This window comes from Aureispira anguillae, from assembly GCF_026000115.1.
GTDB classification, from domain to species: Bacteria; Bacteroidota; Bacteroidia; order Chitinophagales; family Saprospiraceae; genus Aureispira; species Aureispira anguillae.
Genome location: NZ_AP026867.1, coordinates 3,972,776 through 3,990,696, shown reverse-complemented (window position 1 = coordinate 3,990,696; position 17,921 = coordinate 3,972,776). Strand labels below are relative to the sequence as shown.

Here is a 17,921-nt window from a genome sequence, read left to right as displayed (position 1 = left end):
TTATTAGCAAGTTAGATAGTCTATTTGCTAGGACTTAAGAATTGTGATCCGAAAGGAAAAAGTAAATTGATGCTGTTTTTTTTATTATAAAATATTATTTTTAAGATTGCCACCTTAACTAAGGTATCTTTAGCCTGACGGACAGGGTCCATCTACTGACTTAATACCTAAAAATATAATACCTAAAATATAATGGACGATTCCCTATACAATGACGATTTTCTAGAAAATGTTTTAGAATTACCCTGCCCTACATGCGGTAGTGAATTGAGCTATTCGGCAAGCAAACAGCAGATCAATTGTAATCATTGTGGTTTTGTGAAACCATATGATGAAGCGAATGATTTGGTGGAAGAGCAATGCTTAGAAAAAGCCATTCAGTCGATGTCTTATTTTGTACCTAAAGCGATACACAAAAAGGTCGTCGATTGTGGTAGTTGTGGTTCCCGCCTTATGATTGAAGATGATAAAGTCTTGATCCGTTGCAATTTTTGTGGCTCAGAAAAGGTGAATGAGTCCGCTATGGATAAAAACTTAATCCAGCCTCAGGGAATTGTTCCTTTTAAAATTGATGCCAAGGAGGCAAAACAGAAATTTAGGGACTGGATTCAGGAAGGGTGGTTCAAACCAAACAAGCTTCAGCATTTGGCAGAATTGGGAGATGTGCATGGCATTTATGTGCCATTTTGGACGTACGATACCCAAACCCATACCAATTGGTCGGGCGAGGCTGGTTATCATTATTATGAAACAGAATTCTACACGGATAGTGATGGCGAAGAACAGACAAGAGAGGTGCAAAAAACACGTTGGGAATACAAAAGAGGAGCAATAGATCATTTCTTTGACGATGTATTAATTGTAGCTTCTAAGGGCTTGCCTCATAAAGTTATTACGCCTATTTACCCTTTTAAATTGGAGGAGGTTGTTAATTATTCACCTACTTTAATGGTGGGCTGGGAAGCAGAAATTTATAGCCTTGATGTCTCGGAAGGCTATCAGGTTGCCGAAAAGAAAATGACAGAGGAATTGAGAAGTCGGGCAAGTGATGCATTAGGGGGAGACACACAGCGCAATTTATCGGTCAATATTCAACGCTGGGATCAAACCTTTAAGCACATTATCCTGCCCGTTTGGATCTGCTCTTATATTTATAATGATAAAACATATCAGTTTGCTGTAAATGGTCAAACAGGAAAAATTCATGGCACCAAACCTACCTCTTGGTTCAAGGTGCTTGGGTTGATCTTGCTGATTGTGGCAATTATTGCAGCAATTGTTTGGGCGGTTAAGACGTATAGTTAAGGTTCGTTTGTTGTAGTTGCTTTATCAAGAGAGAAACGACTAAGGGATGAAAAAACAACAATACGGTTAATGAGTTCATAATTAATTTCAATCATCTGCTCGGGGAATATGCTCTAAATCCTAAAGAAAATAGAGTGTGGTAAATATTTTTATTGATTTATATATTAAAATAACTATTTTGATTGAGTAATGCAGGAGAAGATGGCTATTCGTATAGATTGATTTATCTAGTGTGGTTGTTGACTTATCGGAGCGTTTTGAGTTTAGGGCAACTTTTTATCATCTGTGTTTTGTGGGCAGTTTTAGTAAAAATAGCAACGGTTAAAATATTATTCTATTTGGGGATATTAGAGCATAAACCACCTTGTTGTTAGATTGCTTCGTTTTTAGACTATATAGGTATGAATTGCAGCTATATAGTCTAAAAATGAAGCAATCTAATTTCTAAAATTTAATACCCAAAGGGTATAATTAAGAAAAGCGTCTAAACGTTGTACTTCATGAAAAAAATATTACTGCTAATTGTTCTCGTGCACTATTTTTTTGTCGTTCATGCACAATCTGATAACACAATAGGAACTTCCCCTTATCGGCTTAGTTGGGCGGTTGATTTGCCAATAGCGACAGCGGCATTGGGAATGGGAGTTAGTTATCTTGTACTTGATAAGCAAACGGCTCCTCTGACTACTGCTTATATTAATTCTTTGGATAGAACTAATGTTTGGGCATTTGATCGTGCAGCCACCTATAATTGGTCTAGACCTATTGCAATAGGGAGTGATGTACTGTTGTATACGAGTTGTGCGCTGCCTTTGGCACTATTGGGCGATTCAAAAATTCGAAAAGATTATCTGAAAATTGGAGTGCTCTATTTAGAAACTTTTGCTTTGACGGCTGCTGTAACCAGTTTGACCAAAAATCTAGTTAAACGCCCTCGTCCTTTTGTGTATAATGAAGCAGTGGATTTACAGTTTAAAGAAGAGAGAGATGCCCAATATGCTTTCTTTTCTGGACATACTTCCATGACTGCTGCCATGTGTTTTATGACGGCAAAAGTATTTCAAGACTATAACAAAGGAAGCAAAGCAATCCCTTGGATTTGGGCAGCAGCAGCAACTGTTCCTGCTGTGACAGGAATTTTAAGACAACAAGCAGGTAAACATTTTTGGACAGATGTTATTTCTGGTTACTTGATTGGCGCTGCTATTGGAGTGCTGGTTCCAGAGTTACATCGTGTTGGTTTATTCCAAAAAAAGAAAGCTAAAAGACCTGAGTTTAGTTTTTAGTAACTTCACTTTATACACTAAAAAATAAAGAAAACTAGCAAGAGGTAGGGGGCAACAGAAAAGGTCATTATAAAGCTATACCCAACCATAAAAAGCGCTAACTTAAACAAGGTTTTTAGCGAGGATTGACCATAAACTCTCTTCATGGATACAAAAATATATATGGGAAGAAGGAGTATTAAGAATGGAGATAAAGGGATGGGGATGTAGTTGTTTTTATACGCCCAAAGCCCAGCAAAAAAGACAGCAGCCAATCCAGAAAAAAAGGTATACAAATGTAGTGTATGGATGATGTGCTCTATCAAATTGCGCTTTTGTCGAATGTAGAGTAATTTTAGCAATAAGCCTAAAAAGGGAATGGAAATTAGAATAATCCAAGATAAATGACTTAATAGGTAGAGTTTAAAATTATCCAATTCTTGAACAGTATGTACTAACTTTCGCAACAACTTTTGTTGCCAAAAACTTTCTAGTTTTGATTTTTTTATGATTTCATCAGGACTCAATAAAAAGAAATCTTTGATGGATAAATTCGTAGAATCTAGCACCAATAGAGAAGAATCTATTTCTTCAAAAAGGTTCTTTGAATATAAGGTTTGAGCAATCTTTTTTTGGCTAGCAGAATCTGGGAAAACCAAATTGAGTTCCTTTCTTAAGGAGTCTTTATAGATTTCTAATTCTACTTGTTTGTTAAAACTTTTTGCCTCTTTTTTTTGATTATTTTTTGTTAGACTAAGTATGATAAACGCAATGGTCAACCAAAATAGAAATAGACGAATAGGGGTGTAATACAATTGCCGTTTTCCTGCAAAATATTCTGTGGTTAATTTACCAGGAATAAAAAACAACGTTCCAAAGGTGCGAAAGAGCTTGGAGTCTAAAGAAAAGGAGTTGGACAAAAATTCTCCAAAAAATTCTCTGATAGAAGTAGTTTTTAGAATTCTTTTTTGTCCACAAACACTACAAAAACGATCGCCTTCGTCCAAAAGGCAATGACAACTTTGGCATAAATGTTTTGATGGTTCCATAGATGAGTTGTATATAGTCAGGAGTACAATATAACTAAACTAAGATGGAATCCAAAACGTGCCAATAATTTAGATAAAATAGACAGAGATCGGTTTTTATTGGATGGATAGAAGAAAATCTATATTTTGAGTACAACACCAATACAATTCACTTTGATGATGTTCATTATAGGGGATTAGTTAGTAGGAATGCTCAAAAAATTATTGTTTGTCTATTGATTGTTCAATTGAACTGGAGTGATCTTATGTAATATAATATAATATAATATAATATACCATTCTCCATTCATTTTTTTCAAGTCATAACTTACGATCATTTTATTGAAATAGGGGTGACCATTTCTTTCAGGTTCTCAATAAACGACTTTGGTGATAGCCATTCCAAACTGATCTCCAACTTCAGTGTTCAAGATTTTTGTTTCAAATGTCCATGAGCTATCTTTAAACCATTCCTGATGATATTCCATGAATTTATCTACCCCTTGAATAATTTCGTTTATCGTTAGAACCGTTGACTAAATCAATAACATTCTTAAATAATTGTCATGAATAAAATAGAAAGGATTACTTTGTTAGCCTTTTTTTTACTCTCAAAATTGCTCACTGCCCAACAAAATAACCTTGCTGCTGATTATGGATTTTCTTGTGGAAGTGGGTTTTATCAGTTGATCGATAATCAATTGCAATCACTTTCTATTGATGGGCAGGGAACAGCGCAATGGAAACCTATACGGCCACCTTTTGATCGACCATTGAGTGCAATCGCTTACTGTTTGGACGATGACTTTATGTATAGTATAGATACGCTGACCCATGAATTGATTCGAATTTATCAATCGGGAGCTGTTCAGCCTTTGGGAGTACCTCGTCATGTTAGTACAAAAGCATTGCTAGAAACACAATTGACAATAGGAGAGATTGGGCAAGGTATTTTTTGTGCCTATACACCACAGGAAAATAAATTCTATTGGATTGATCTTGCTACCAATACATTTGTGACAACAGAAACAGGAATAAATAGCCAATTGACCAATTTAGCTTATTGCTCGACTCGACAGCTATTTTGTAGTGTTGATGCCAAGGCTAGGTTTTATTTTTGGGACCCAATCTCTAAAAAGCCTTTTGCGGGAACCCAAATGATGAATTTACCCTCAACTAAAGCAGGAGAAGTCAGTCATTTGTGGGTGACCGAAAACGAACGATTTTTTGCAACTCGTAAAAATGGACGGGCTTTTTATGAACTAAATGAACAGAGTGGAATGCCTTACAATTACGCTAACTTACTCCTGAAAAGAGGAGGAGATGAAACGAGTTGTGCCGCAGCGCCTCCTCCTGTATTGTTGGAAGAAGAGGTGCTAGAATTTAGGTTAGAGGCTCCCAAAAAAGATCGCATTCGTTTGAGTTGGACAGGAGTACACGAATACACTACTGCTCGATATTATATCGAACATAGTTTGGACCACAAAAAATGGAAAGAAGTAGGCGAGAAGCCTAGTAATGGACCCAATACCTATCAAAATCCTTATGGGGCGCTGAGTCCTTATCAAGAAGGGAAAACCAATTTTTATAGATTAAAAAAAGTAAGCAAATACGGTAGAAAGCTAGGGTATAGTCGAACCATAATGAGTGGCGAATGGAGTACAATGCCTAGTATATTGGTTTCACCTAAAATTGCAATGGCTAATGCTGCTTTAGCCGTTTGTGTGAAGAATCACCAAAATACAATTTTGAACCTTAGTTTATGGGATGGCTATGGGCAACTGATTTATGAAAAAGAGCAGCCTATACTATGCTCCGAAATAACATTAAATTTGGAGCTTACAAATTGTTTTGTCGGTTGGCATGAAGTGAGAATTCAAACAGCAGTTGGAGTTCAGCGAGAATGGATTTGGGTACAACAATAATTTGTTTTTTGTGAGGAATGAAGAACCAAAAAACGATGTGAAGAAGAAAAAATAAGGTATCGAAAGAGATTATTTTAAAGGCTTTACTAAATTTTATCGAAGTACAGGACAACCCCAGCTTGCTGGCTCACGAGCAAAACGAACTGTATTATATTTTAGACCCTATTAAACGGTTATAGGGGCTAAAATATAAAAGCAAAATGGTCTAAATCTATACTCAGAAATTTTATAAAAAAGGGAAGATATAATACATAGCTGCTAGAACAACACCTGTGATTTTTCCAATAAGACCAATAATAGTATTTCCATGCATAAATTCTTTGGTTTGATCTTTTAATTGATTCTGCATCTGCTCATTAAACATTTTCATTGGATCTTTCTGTTCTGTGAGCGTTTCTACTTCTGGATTGAGAATGATTGTTGTTTCTTCGCCATCTGAATTCTTGGTGGTTATTTTATTGTCTACTTTCACGGCAGTTGGATTGTTGAGTTTTTTTAACCCAAACCAAGTAAAGGTGAAAATTAAAATACCAGGCAAAAAATAATCAAGAGGCAGCCCCAAACCTTTGAAAAACACAACGCCCATCCACAGGGCAGCAAAGCCATGGAAAATTGCAGTTATAAAACCAACAGGATGAGCTAATTTGATGGAGAATTGAAGCAAACCAGCAGGTGATTTGTCTCCTGTAACTCCCCAGTAGATTCTAGAGAAAAGCATAATTAGGAGCATTCGAATCAAAAATGCAAACAAAGGAATAAAAGTAAACGCCATAAATAGCGTTAGAAAATAGCCAATGGCTGAGTAAAACATAAGACAATTGTATTGATTAAAAAAAGTAACCAAAGGTATAAAATTAATATTAATTGTTGCTACTTCATCTGGCTTTCTAGGTTACTAATAAAGGCTGTATAGAGGGAAAGTTGTCCTATTGATTGTAAATGTGAAGGACGGAAGAATAAAAACTATGGGCTTTATTGGCTTATAAATCAGAGCCTTTTAAGGAGTGAAGATAGTATTAATGAGCAAAAAACACGTTTAATAATAAAAAAAAACGTACCTTTGCGCTCAATTTAGGCACGCTCTTAATGCGCTTTTGTTTGGTAATTATTTGACACAGGGGGATTAAGCGGCTATTTTATTACACGTTGAAACAGAAATCATGTCAACATTTGAGGAGTTGGGGCTCAATCCCAATGTATTAAAAGCTTTGGGGGATTTGGGATTTGAACAACCGACTAAAGTTCAAGAACAAGCGATACCTTTTGTTTTAGGATCTGACCGTGATCTAGTCGCTTTGGCTCAAACAGGAACAGGCAAAACAGCAGCATTTAGCTTACCTATTATACATAAACTAGATAAAAACGAAAAAGCTATTCAAGCTTTGGTTTTGTGCCCAACAAGAGAGTTGTGCATTCAAATTTCAAAAGATATTGCTAGTTATACCAAATATGAAAAAGGAATCCAGACGGTCTCTGTTTATGGAGGTGCCCCAATTGATGGGCAAATCCGTCTTTTGCGTAAGGGCTGCCATATTGTAGTTGGAACTCCTGGACGAGTACGTGATCTTATCGAAAGACGCAAGCTGGATATTCGTGAAATCAAGTTTTTGGTTTTGGACGAGGCAGATGAAATGTTGACCATGGGGTTCAAAGACGAGTTGGATGCTATTTTGGCTTCTGCTCCTGAAGAGAAACAAGGTTTGTTATTTTCGGCTACTATGCCTAGAGAGATTGATGCCATTGCTGCCAATTATATGCGTGATCCTGAAAAAATTGAGGTGAGTTCTAGAAACTCAGCCAATTTGGATGTAAAACACGTTTATTGCGTGGCTCGATCTTCGGATCGTTATCGTGCATTAAAGCGCATTGCTGATATTTCACCAGAAATGTACGGTATTGTATTTTGCCGTACTCGAGCGGAAACCAAGGAAGTTGCCGATTGGTTGATGGCAGATGGATATTCTGCGGATGCCTTGCACGGAGATTTGTCGCAAGCTCAGCGAGATTATGTAATGGGGCGTTTTCGCAAAAAAAGCATTCAATTATTGGTAGCTACAGATGTTGCTGCTCGTGGAATTGATGTCAATAACTTGACGCATGTTTTGCATTATAAAATTCCCGATCAATTAGAAAATTATATCCATCGAAGCGGTCGTACAGGGCGTGCTGGTAACAAAGGAACTTCTATTGCTTTGTTAACAAGTAAGGAAACGCACAAGGTACGCCTATTGGAGAAAAAAATTGGGCAAAAGTTTGAACGTAGATTGATTCCTACTGGCGAACAGGTTTGTGAAAAACGTCTTTTTTCTCTGATTAATAAAATTGCAACGACAGAAGTTGATGAGGGCATCGAGAAATATTTGCCAACAGTGTATGAACAATTAGAGGCTTTGTCTAAAGAAGAAATTCTTCAAAAATTTGTCTCTTTAGAGTTTCAACGTTTCCTTAATTACTATAAGAACGCTGGCGATCTAAATGTAACTGGAAAAGAAGGAAAACGCAGAGAGGATCGAAAAAGAAGAGATCGCAGCAATTCTAACTTGGCTCGTTTTTATATCAATGTAGGTTCTAAACATAAGATTACAACTCCCAAAATGATTGGACTAATTAACGATAGTTTGAGAGTTAAGGGAGTAGAAATTGGAAAAATTGAAATCATGAAAGGCTTTTCCTTTTTTGAAATTGATAAAACCTATGAGACCAAATTGATGAATGGCTTCCGTACTGGAATGCAGGTTACTGGGGTAAATGTTGTTGTTGAAAGAACAGCTGATCGTACCAAGGGAAGAAGAGATAGTAGAGGGAATGGGAACAGCCGCTTTAAAAGAGGAAAGGATAAGTCAAGAGAGGGTAGACCAAGAGAGGGTAGAGATCGTGATAGAAGCGGCAAGCGTGGAAAATCATTTAAACCAAAGAAAAAACGTTACTAAAAGTTGATGTGAAGGAAGGCGGATAGCTTTTCTTCTATTGGGAAGATATAAATTAGGTGCCAATCTGAAAATTGTATTTTAAAGAGCATACAATTTTTTGATTGGCATTTTTTGTTAGGATGGAGTGAGCTGTTGGTTGATTTTTTTTAAAATCCATTGAACAATTAAATTTTGTGGATTGGCTAGGTGCTTTTTATGCATGTTTTCCTGAATTGCTTGTTTTAGTAAACTTAGCTTCGCTCTAGTTTCTTTTTTATTAAAGGGAGCAGTGTTGATTCTTAATAAATCTTTAAGGAACTGGGTTCGATAAAGCAGTAGTTGGTTGGGGGATGATTTATAACGGATACTTTGCAAGGTATTGGTAAGCTCTCGTTCGCAATTATCCCAATCTTCTAATTCGTAATAAATAATTGCTTGTAAGTTTCGGGCATAATAGTAGTCACTTTCCGAACGTTGGCTAATTTGATCTTGACCCAATAACTCTAATGCTTGGGAAGCTTGCCCCAAAAAAAGGTAGGCCATACAGGTAATGTACTGAAAACGATAATAAAATTTGGGGATAGACTGAAATTCAGTCTGCCATTGATTATAAATAGAGATAATCGTTGTATAATTCCCTAAGTAGGCCTCATTGGAGCAATAGTTAAACAGAATGGATAATTTGTTCATAGACGAATTTTCTGTTTGTAGCTGTGGCATCAATTGCTGGTAAACCTTAGCTGCTTTGTCAAACTTCTGAAGCATAAAGTATTCTAAGGCTAAGCTCCCCAATAAGGACAGTTCTTTGTTTTTATATTGCTGACGAATTTGGACGATTTGTGGGTATAATTCCAAAACTTGTTCTAAGACATTGATTTTTTCTTGACGATTGGTAAGATAACTTTCTTTTAGAAGATCCAAAAAGTGCAATAAAACGGTGCTTTGTCCGAGTTGATTGGTTGGATAGGGGCGAGGAGGAATGGTACTTTTGTAGGCTGGATTAAAGGCAAACAAATAGCGTTCTATAATGGCTAATTTAATTTCTAATTCTTGATATTGTTCTTGTCCTGCCCAAGTACTTGCCATTAGGGTTTCTGTGACCAATTCTTTGAGGTGCAAGTAAGTTGTTTCTTGAATTTCTTCATGCTTAAAAACATAGGTGATATAGAGTTGGGTCAGGGCAATTTGGTGTTGATATTGGGCTTGTTTTTTGCTTGTTTTATACGCCTGTTGCCATTCTGTTCTAAAGAGTTTATACTGTTTTCGCTCTAATAAAAGAGTTAATAATTGTAATTCTTCTTGCTGTATTTTGTTGTTTTCTAACTTAGACTGTAGTGCCAAAAAGTGCTTGAGTTTTTTATTGAGATGGCGTTGTATATTTCGAAATAGATAATCTTCTTTGGGACTGTAAGCCTTGTTAAAAACTTGTTCAAATAAATAGGGTTTGGGGGCGCTATTAGGCAGTTGTTTCTCAATGGCAATATACAAGGGGTAAATGCCTGCTCGTCTATTTTTTTTGAGTTGTTGTTTGAACCGCTTTCGCTCATGAGGGGACAGGGCTTTGATTAAGAGTACTGTTTTGGACATTGGCTTTCAATTTGGGGTGAAAGAAAGCTTAGAATATACAAAAAGACCAAGACAAAATGAATTGTATTGGTCTGAAAATGTAGGGTATACAAAGTTTGTGTCTAATTCAGCTTAGGTTGGTAAATTAATTTGCCCTTCATTGTTTTTTCTTTTTCGACTTCAACTTGCAGAGGATTTTCACGAGCATAGACATCTTGACGAATTCCCGACACCTGCCAAGAAACTTGAACATTGGGCAGTTCTGTTTTGATGATAAATTGTCCTGCCTCGTCCATCTCTTCCCATACAATTGCCTTTGAAAAGGTTTTGCCCAAAACAGTTAATTGGTACCTAAAATCACGATTAAGTGTTGTCATCCAATTGGGGAGTTTAATGGTTGCCAAACCTTGATGATTGGTAGTAATTTTACCACTGTAAATATTCATAAATTCATCACTTTCAATACTAGCATGATACATATACTTATTTTGAGGATCTAGCGGATGATCTATACGAAAGGCTTTGAAGGTACCTGTAACGGGACCTGTGCTGCTAATACCTCCGCCAGCAGTCATTCCTCCAATAACACTTAATGCCCCAATTTTGACACTTGGGCACAAAATTTCTCCTCCAACAACTAATTTGCCTGCTACCTCTGCATGTCCTTCAAAGGTAGCTGCCATGTGAGAAGAAGAAGCAGGGTGGACACGTAAGGCAGCATGAACAGCAGGTGGTGTTGTCCCAATAGCTAAAACAGAACTAGGCATGGTAACAGGATTGGGATTGTTAGAGGTAATCAAAACGGCTTCTGAGGTCGGGCTAGAAGTTGTATTACTTAGCTCAAAATGTGCTACAGAACCCTTGGTTGTACCCGATCCTGTACCCGATTGTTCTATATGTACAAGGGATTCGGCGGCTCCATTGCTAGATTCTATATCGAGTCCATGCCCAATTCCCTCTTGTTCAACAAAAACCGCTGCCGCAGCATTACTAGGATTATCCAATTTAAAACGTCCTGCATTTCCCATGCCTTTGGTATAAGCAGACATAGCAGGCTCTATATTTTCTTTGCCAGGGGTAGTATGTGTATTGAGAATTTCAAAACAGGCACTCGTACCCAATCCATTGGTTTTGGTGTGTAAAGCAGGGGCAGGGTTAGAGGGACTAGCTGTGCTGTCTTCTATCAGAATTAGAGCACCTGCACCATTGCTGTTATTAAGAATAGCAACAGTTGGTTCTGTATTACCTGCATTTTTTAAGGTATGAAAAAGAGCCGTAGAACCAAGCCCTAAAGTGCTAGATATGAATACAGGAGAGGGATTCATTGGGTGCTCATTTTTTAATTCAGCAGCAATTCCCATTCCGTGATTTTCAGCAAATAGTGCATGGGTAGCATTGGGGGCAGCTACCCCTAAAGCAGGATCAGGATCTTGCTGAGCAATATGGATACCTATACCCGTGCCCTTGTTGGAAATTTTTAGAGCAGATTCACTGCTGTTACTAAGTGTAAAAATGGTAGGGTATAGGGTGGCACCTTCTGTGCGGAAGAAGGCAGCCATATCATCTGTTTCAGTTGCATTGCCTAATATGCCAGCTTTTAGCGTTGGCAAATCTGCTTTGCCTCTTTTTTTACCAGTGGTTCCAATGACACCAATATTTCCTTTACTCTCTCCCCAAATAGCGGGATTGGTATTGGTTTGCCCCAATATAGCGATTTGACCTTTTGGTGTACTAGGAGAACCGTACAGTGGATATTCACTACTATGATCTGTCCAATTCGTATCTAATATCATACCCCAAATACCTGCTTCTGTAGGACTGCTTGTTGCTTTGCTAATACCAATAATTCCAGGCCCTTCCCCTATGTTGAGTCCTAATATACCTGTACCTTTCTGAGCCATCCCTGTTACCCCAATAAATGGGTCACTTGTTCCAGTTGTACTTCCAAAACCATCTGCTCCGACCCCCATTACACCTGCGTTAAAGGTGGTCGTAGGATCGCTGTTCCAGTTGATGGTATCAAGGGTTTTGCCCCAAACACCATTTTGATCCCGACTAAGCCCTGTAACGCCATTTCTATGTCTATTGGTTAGACTTACTCCTGCCACCCCTGCAACAGGAATAGGATCAGTTGTTGCAGGTAGGCTATCTATGAGCCCCAATACAGCATGTCCTGTACCCAATGTTTTAGCTTCTAATGTTGGCTTATTATTGCCACTATGGGTATTTTTAAAATGCCCTGCTCGTCCTCCATCTAGTCTTATATTGGTATTGGAACTGCCATTGGAGCTGCTATAGATTAAATCATTGGTATTGGGAACATTGGGCGTATTGCTAATCTTAATTCCACTACCTGTGCCTACTTGATGGATTTTTATACCTGTTTTATTGCCAGCATTAGAAATATCTAAGTTATCAGCCGTTCCATTTCCTTCCAATTCAACAGCGCCAGCATCTACCAGTATTTTTTTTCCTGCGCCAGCCCCTCCTTGATCATAAGCCTGATCTAGGCTGTTGTGTGGATCGCCACCAACCACATCAATTAGCATCCAGTTTTGTGTAATAGCATCATAATAAGTAAATCGTTGTAAGGTTGTATCCAAGATCATTAATCCATTGGCAGGGCTACTGATCGCTAAACGCTGAAGGGTAGACATTCTTGGAATTAAAAGCCCTTTGTTGGTTGCCTCTAATTCTAAAATAGCGCTAGAATCAGGGCTGTTTGTTCCTATTCCAACATTGTTTTGGGACAACAGTTGGCTCATCAGTGATAGTAGGAAAAATAGGAGTGCTGTAATTTTTTTCATAATTAGATTGTTTTGGGAAATTAAAAGGTACTGTTCGCTAACATGGTGATAAACAGTAGCATGAGTAATTATTAGAATAGGGAAGTCTTAGTTAGTGCAATAGGACTAATTTACCTTGAGTTTTTAGGGATTGATTGCATTGTACGGTATAAAAATAATTGGCTGCACTTAGTTCTGGTAATGCACAGTTAAGGACGGATTTGGGGTTTGAGTTATACCATTGTTTGCTAAAAACTATTTCCCCTAATGCATTGTATAAGGTAAATTGATAATTGCCTTCTTGGGCGGTTTTTAGTTGCAATTTTTGTGGTAAAACAATAGGGTTAGGGTAGACTGTTACAATTTGATTTATAGCTTGAATATAGAGGTGCCGAATGGGCGAAAAATCAATAGTTCCATCAAAAAAAACTTGTTTCAAACGATAATAATTATGCCCTGCAAAAGGAGCTAAATCCCAACGGCTATAGTTTTGTCGATCATAAGTTGTTCCTGCTCCTTTGGCAATACCAAGGGATTGAAATTCTAGCCCGTTATTACTGCGTTGAACCTCAAAATAATCACAGCCAATTTCTGTAACCGTAGACCAATCTAAACGCACTTTTTGGGGCTCTACTAGTTGGGCGTTAAAATTAAGTGCTTGGATGGGAAGGATAGAAGAAGAGGGACCCAAGGTCAGCCGAACCTGAGAGGAATCGAGTCCTCCATAAGTCAAGTGGTTACTATTGACATGAATACTACCACCAGGTTTTGTCCAAGTATTGCCATTATCTATTGAGCGCCACAACTGAAGATTTGCTTCATTTTGTCCAACAATTTCATGATCAAGGTAGTGAAACTCAAGGTGAACCGTTGAGCCTATCGCATGGGTTGGGGCAAGATTATAATACCTTAGAATACTGAGATTGCCATTTTGGTCTGTGTGTTGCTGATGTCCTCGTTCAATCGTAGTATTCCCCCAATTAGACGTAGAGGTAACAACCAAACCTAGACCACCAATATTTAGGCTGTTGGGGCTGTTAATCGTGCGAGAAATTCGAAGAAGACCACTGTTGCCAAAAATTCGATGGGCATTGGTTTCATTGATTAACGAGGAATTGGGAGATAAATTGATGTTTTGACCATTTAAATCAATATTACCGCTGGTCATTTGTACGTTTCCATCTATTTGTACTGTTGTATCTAATTGTACATTGGCAGCAGTCAGGTCAAGTTCTAAATGATAAAAGCGAATGGGATGCTGACCCGATAAATTTCTAAGATTGTTTCCTTTTAGTATAACGGTTCCCCCTGTATCAGCCGTTAGGTGATTTAGTGCATTGTTAAGAATAGATCCATTCAATTGCAAACGGCTACCACTTTTCATAGACCAAACTCCTGTAGATTCATTGTGGAGGTCTCCATTAATTGCTAGAATAGCATCAGTATTAATATGGATGGTTGCCCCTTTGTTGGTAATAATAGCTTGCCCAATAAGGTTGCTGCTCAATAGAATGCTAAAAAAGAGTAAGATAGATTTCATATTGGATAGAATTTGTAGTTTGGGAATCTTGTCTTACAAAATTCTATCAAATAAAAAATGAATGCAAATTGATTTTTTATACTTGTGACTACTTTAGGGAATATTAAAAGATGGGTTATGAAAATGAAAAAAAAAGCGAACTACTAGGGATTTTAGTAGTTCGCCTTCCAATTAAAAGGAGTTAAATGTGTTTAACATTACTCCGCTAGAAACCATGCAATAGCACCAAAGGTAACCAGCGAAGTATTATTGATGAATCTTATTCAATTGTTTTTATAATTTGTTGGGTTGCGATAAGTTCACCTTCTTGGTTCTGTACTTTAACCAAATAAGTACCAGCACTATAAGATTCAAAATCTAACTTAGCTGTATTGATACCCAAGTTAGTTTCGTAAGTGATTTCTTTTAGCGTTTTGCCCAAAATATCTACAATATGAATGGTTAATGTTTCTTGTGTAGTACTATTAAACTGATAATTAACCAATTCTTGAGTTGGGTTAGGGAAGAATAACTGAGCCCCCTCTAATCCCTCTACTTCTATTGCAATGATTTTTGAATAAGTAAAGGTTCCATCAAAATCGACTTGACGCAAACGATAATAATTAACGCCCAACATAGGAGTCGCATCTTCATAGAGGTAGGTCAATGGAGCAGTACTATTTCCTGCACCATTAACAGTAGCGATGGTGGTAAATCCATCTTGTGGATTAATGCTGCGTTCAATTTCAAAGCGTTCATTATTTAATTCACTTTCGGTAATCCATTGCAATACATTAGTTGTTTGATTGTTCCATCCTTTGAAACTCGTAAGTTCTACAGGCAAGCCCGCATCAGGAGACAAGGAAATTCCCCCTGAACCGCCAGAGAAACTAGTAATTCCTGTTATTTCAGAATAGTGAAGCCCACTAATCGTGCCTGTAGTGCCTGACAATTTGGTGGGTTGGTCGTATAGAGGAGCCGCATAAGAAGTACCTACATTTTTGAACCAATAAAATCCATTTGGAGTAGAATATTTGTAAGTATAATTACAAGCTGCATTAGCTGTAATATGATTAGCAGCAGCCGTTTCTAAGGCTGTTTTTTCACTGGCAGGGAAATAGTAACGAATGGTATAAGGAGGATTTAAAGTACCCGTAAAATCGACATTCCAACTGCGTGGCAATTCAAATAATTCTTCTCCTTGACTCCAGCCATTGGTACAAGAACCAGCAGCTCCTACCGTAGTTTGATAAAAACTACCATTGTTGTTGATGCTAATGGTAGGCGATGAAGTTGCGCCGCTTAAATCTCCACGCATAGAGAAAATAATTTCATCATTAGCATTATAGAAATGATGCCAATTGTTATTATCCGTACAATAATTACTAGATGTTACAAAGCCAGTAGGCGTATAGGCATAGTCTTTAACTTCAATGACTTCACTATCATCGTTGGTGGTATTACAAACTCCTTCACGGCGAGCATAATAAGTGGTAGCAGTAGTTGGAGAAACATTAATAGAAGACCCCGTTCCAAGATTGCTTCCTGTTCCATTTGCCCCAGAGTACCAGCGAATGCTAGATCCTGTACCAGCAGTACCACCACTTGCTGTTAGAGTAACTGTTGAATTAGGACATTGTTTGCTTGAAACGCTTGCGATTGTTGGACGGCTAGAATTGGTATTAACGGTTACCGTTGCTGGGGCACCTAAACCTACTGTCCGAACACAGCCATTATTATCTGTAATGGAACTTAAGGTATAAGTTGTTGTACTACTAGGATTAACAGGAATATTCGTTCCAGTTGCGATATTATTTATGGTTGTACCATTGTAAACAATATCCCAAGGACCAGTACCTGCTGTTGCATTGAAGGTAATGTTTGTAGAATTACCTTGACAAATCGGAGAGGGGCTGTTTAAGTGACCATTGGGAAGAGGATTAGTAGATACGGTTAGTGTATTGCTATACCCTGTATTACCGCAACCATCTTGGATACGCCTTCTATAGTAACGTGTTTGGCTTAACCCAGCAGGAGGATCATAGGTCAATGCATTGGCTCCTGAAATATTAGACCATGTGCTATTGTTGTTGCTATATTGCCATTGGTAGATAGGGCTAGTTGAATAAACTTGCGCAGCAGCAGTAGAGGTTAATAGATTGGGGTTGCCTCCTGAGCAGATCGTATGATTTCCAGCTATAGCACCTTGATTTAGCGTGGTAGCACTTACAAATCTAACTTCATCAACATAGCCTCTGTCTTCAAATGAAGAAACAGAACCATCCTTTACATATCTCCATTCGACAGTATTAGCGCCAAAATCCAAATTGATAGTTCTGGAAGCCCAATTTAGATTACCTGATATACGGGCTCTACGAGTTCCATTGACATAGACTTCTAGCCAATCATAATTGGCTTCAGAAGAAACTCGCCATCTGAAAACTACTTGACTCATACAGGAGACAGTTGTTGAAAAGCTAGACGTTTGGTTATTGGTAATGGTGCCAGACGTAGCGCAATCACCACCTATTTGTGACCAAGATCCTCTTGATCCCCAAAAAGGACGATTGCCGCCAGTTGTGAAAGTTTGGCTAGAGTTTTCTACCGCATTAGGAATAGAAGTGCTCGCATAGCGGTATTGGTAAAAGGTGTTCATATTATAATCCGAAGAACCACAAGTTTGATTGGCACTTGTCCACTGATATTCTAACGGATTGGTGAAATTATAAGTACAGGTTTGATTGGCTCTACAATCATCGTTATTGATAAAGGTACCTGTTCTGTAATCACAACGACCACCATTATCATCTTCCCATGAATCAATGCGGGTTCGAATTTGGGTAGCAGTCACATTATAGCGATTTCGAGTTGCCCAAGTGCCATAATGAGTGATAGCTCCGTTGTGATCTCTTGTAATACAACCAGAATAAGTTTCTGAGGTATTAACATTATCACTGAGCCAACCTTTCCAAGTATGCTCTTCGTTTCCTGCTTCTCCACCGCAATTGCTGCCGTAGAATCGGGTTATTCTGGATTGGTAGTCAATGTTTTGTGATAGGACAGGGGAACTACTGATGCAGATCAGTAGAAGGGGTAATAATTGTTTCATAAAAATTGAGGTTTATTTATAAAAAAAATTAAATGGCAAAAATAAGGGAATAGAACTAAATAACCAACTATTTTATGCTAACTGAGGAATAAATGATTTTTTTGTTTCTTTTTTGACGAAAAAAACAAAATTATTACAAAGTTTTAGGTGGTATAGAGAGAATGTTTTGTAACAACGGCATTTATTAGTTGGCTGCTGGCGTTTATACATCGATTGGTCGCAATTATACATTAGGCAAGGAGTTTAGTAATAGAAGAGGTAAATTTATATTTAAGTGAGCGATTACGATGCTTGAATATTATTTGTGTTTACGTATTAATTTTTTGATTGTTAGTGTATTGTGTTTAGTGAGGGTTCTTGAATTTTATAATTCAATCAAAAGGTTGACTTTTATTTAAAGGTATAGAATGTATATTTGTATGGCAAATAATTATTGAGTTTTTTGTAATGTAGACAGGTAATGTATAATGGGTCAGAAACGATAGGACATAGCGCACTTAAGTGCCTGA

At 37.7% G+C, this 17,921-nt stretch carries 10 protein-coding genes; 4 read left to right on the top strand and 6 right to left on the bottom strand.

The window, feature by feature from the left end:
- Positions 1 to 192 precede the first annotated feature (192 nt).
- Together AsAng_RS15500 and AsAng_RS15495 are read left to right on the top strand one after the other, a co-directional pair.
- Positions 193 to 1,305 (top strand): hypothetical protein, encoded by a 1,113-nt coding sequence (locus AsAng_RS15500; protein ID WP_264788009.1) that lies wholly within the window; start codon positions 193 to 195, stop codon positions 1,303 to 1,305.
- Positions 1,306 to 1,805: 500 nt separating this feature from the next.
- Positions 1,806 to 2,591: a phosphatase PAP2 family protein gene (locus tag AsAng_RS15495; RefSeq protein ID WP_264788008.1), complete on the top strand. Its 786-nt coding sequence runs from the start codon at positions 1,806 to 1,808 to the stop codon at positions 2,589 to 2,591.
- Between the two features lie 17 nt (positions 2,592 to 2,608).
- On the opposite strand, the gene AsAng_RS15490 is transcribed toward AsAng_RS15495, so the two are convergent.
- Entirely contained in the window at positions 2,609 to 3,619 is a 1,011-nt protein-coding gene (locus AsAng_RS15490; RefSeq protein WP_264788007.1) for a DUF3667 domain-containing protein, read from the bottom strand.
- A 545-nt stretch (positions 3,620 to 4,164) separates the two neighbouring features.
- On the opposite strand from AsAng_RS15490, the gene AsAng_RS15485 reads away from it, so the two are divergent.
- A complete protein-coding gene (locus AsAng_RS15485) occupies positions 4,165 to 5,523 on the top strand; it encodes a DUF6923 family protein (RefSeq protein ID WP_264788006.1) in 1,359 nt (452 codons plus the stop codon).
- A gap of 226 nt (positions 5,524 to 5,749) precedes the next feature.
- Here the strand turns inward: AsAng_RS15485 and AsAng_RS15480 are convergent, their stop codons facing one another.
- Positions 5,750 to 6,334, bottom strand: coding sequence for a hypothetical protein (locus AsAng_RS15480; RefSeq protein WP_264788005.1), 585 nt, complete (start codon positions 6,332 to 6,334; stop codon positions 5,750 to 5,752).
- Between the two features lie 349 nt (positions 6,335 to 6,683).
- Here AsAng_RS15480 and AsAng_RS15475 point away from each other — a divergent pair, with 349 nt between their 5' ends.
- Complete coding sequence (locus AsAng_RS15475) at positions 6,684 to 8,453, top strand: DEAD/DEAH box helicase (RefSeq protein ID WP_264788004.1); 1,770 nt, start codon at positions 6,684 to 6,686, stop codon at positions 8,451 to 8,453.
- 114 nt (positions 8,454 to 8,567) lie between these two features.
- Here AsAng_RS15475 and AsAng_RS15470 read toward each other — a convergent pair whose 3' ends face one another.
- The 4 genes from AsAng_RS15470 to AsAng_RS15455 form a co-directional block, all read right to left on the bottom strand.
- Positions 8,568 to 10,019: a hypothetical protein gene (locus AsAng_RS15470; protein ID WP_264788003.1), complete on the bottom strand. Its 1,452-nt coding sequence runs from the start codon at positions 10,017 to 10,019 to the stop codon at positions 8,568 to 8,570.
- Positions 10,020 to 10,120: 101 nt separating this feature from the next.
- Positions 10,121 to 12,805 (bottom strand): hypothetical protein, encoded by a 2,685-nt coding sequence (locus AsAng_RS15465; RefSeq protein WP_264788002.1) that lies wholly within the window; start codon positions 12,803 to 12,805, stop codon positions 10,121 to 10,123.
- 91 nt (positions 12,806 to 12,896) lie between these two features.
- Complete coding sequence (locus AsAng_RS15460; RefSeq protein WP_264788001.1) at positions 12,897 to 14,324, bottom strand: T9SS type A sorting domain-containing protein; 1,428 nt, start codon at positions 14,322 to 14,324, stop codon at positions 12,897 to 12,899.
- Positions 14,325 to 14,583: 259 nt separating this feature from the next.
- Complete coding sequence (locus AsAng_RS15455; protein ID WP_264787999.1) at positions 14,584 to 17,412, bottom strand: T9SS type A sorting domain-containing protein; 2,829 nt, start codon at positions 17,410 to 17,412, stop codon at positions 14,584 to 14,586.
- Positions 17,413 to 17,921: the final 509 nt, after the last annotated feature.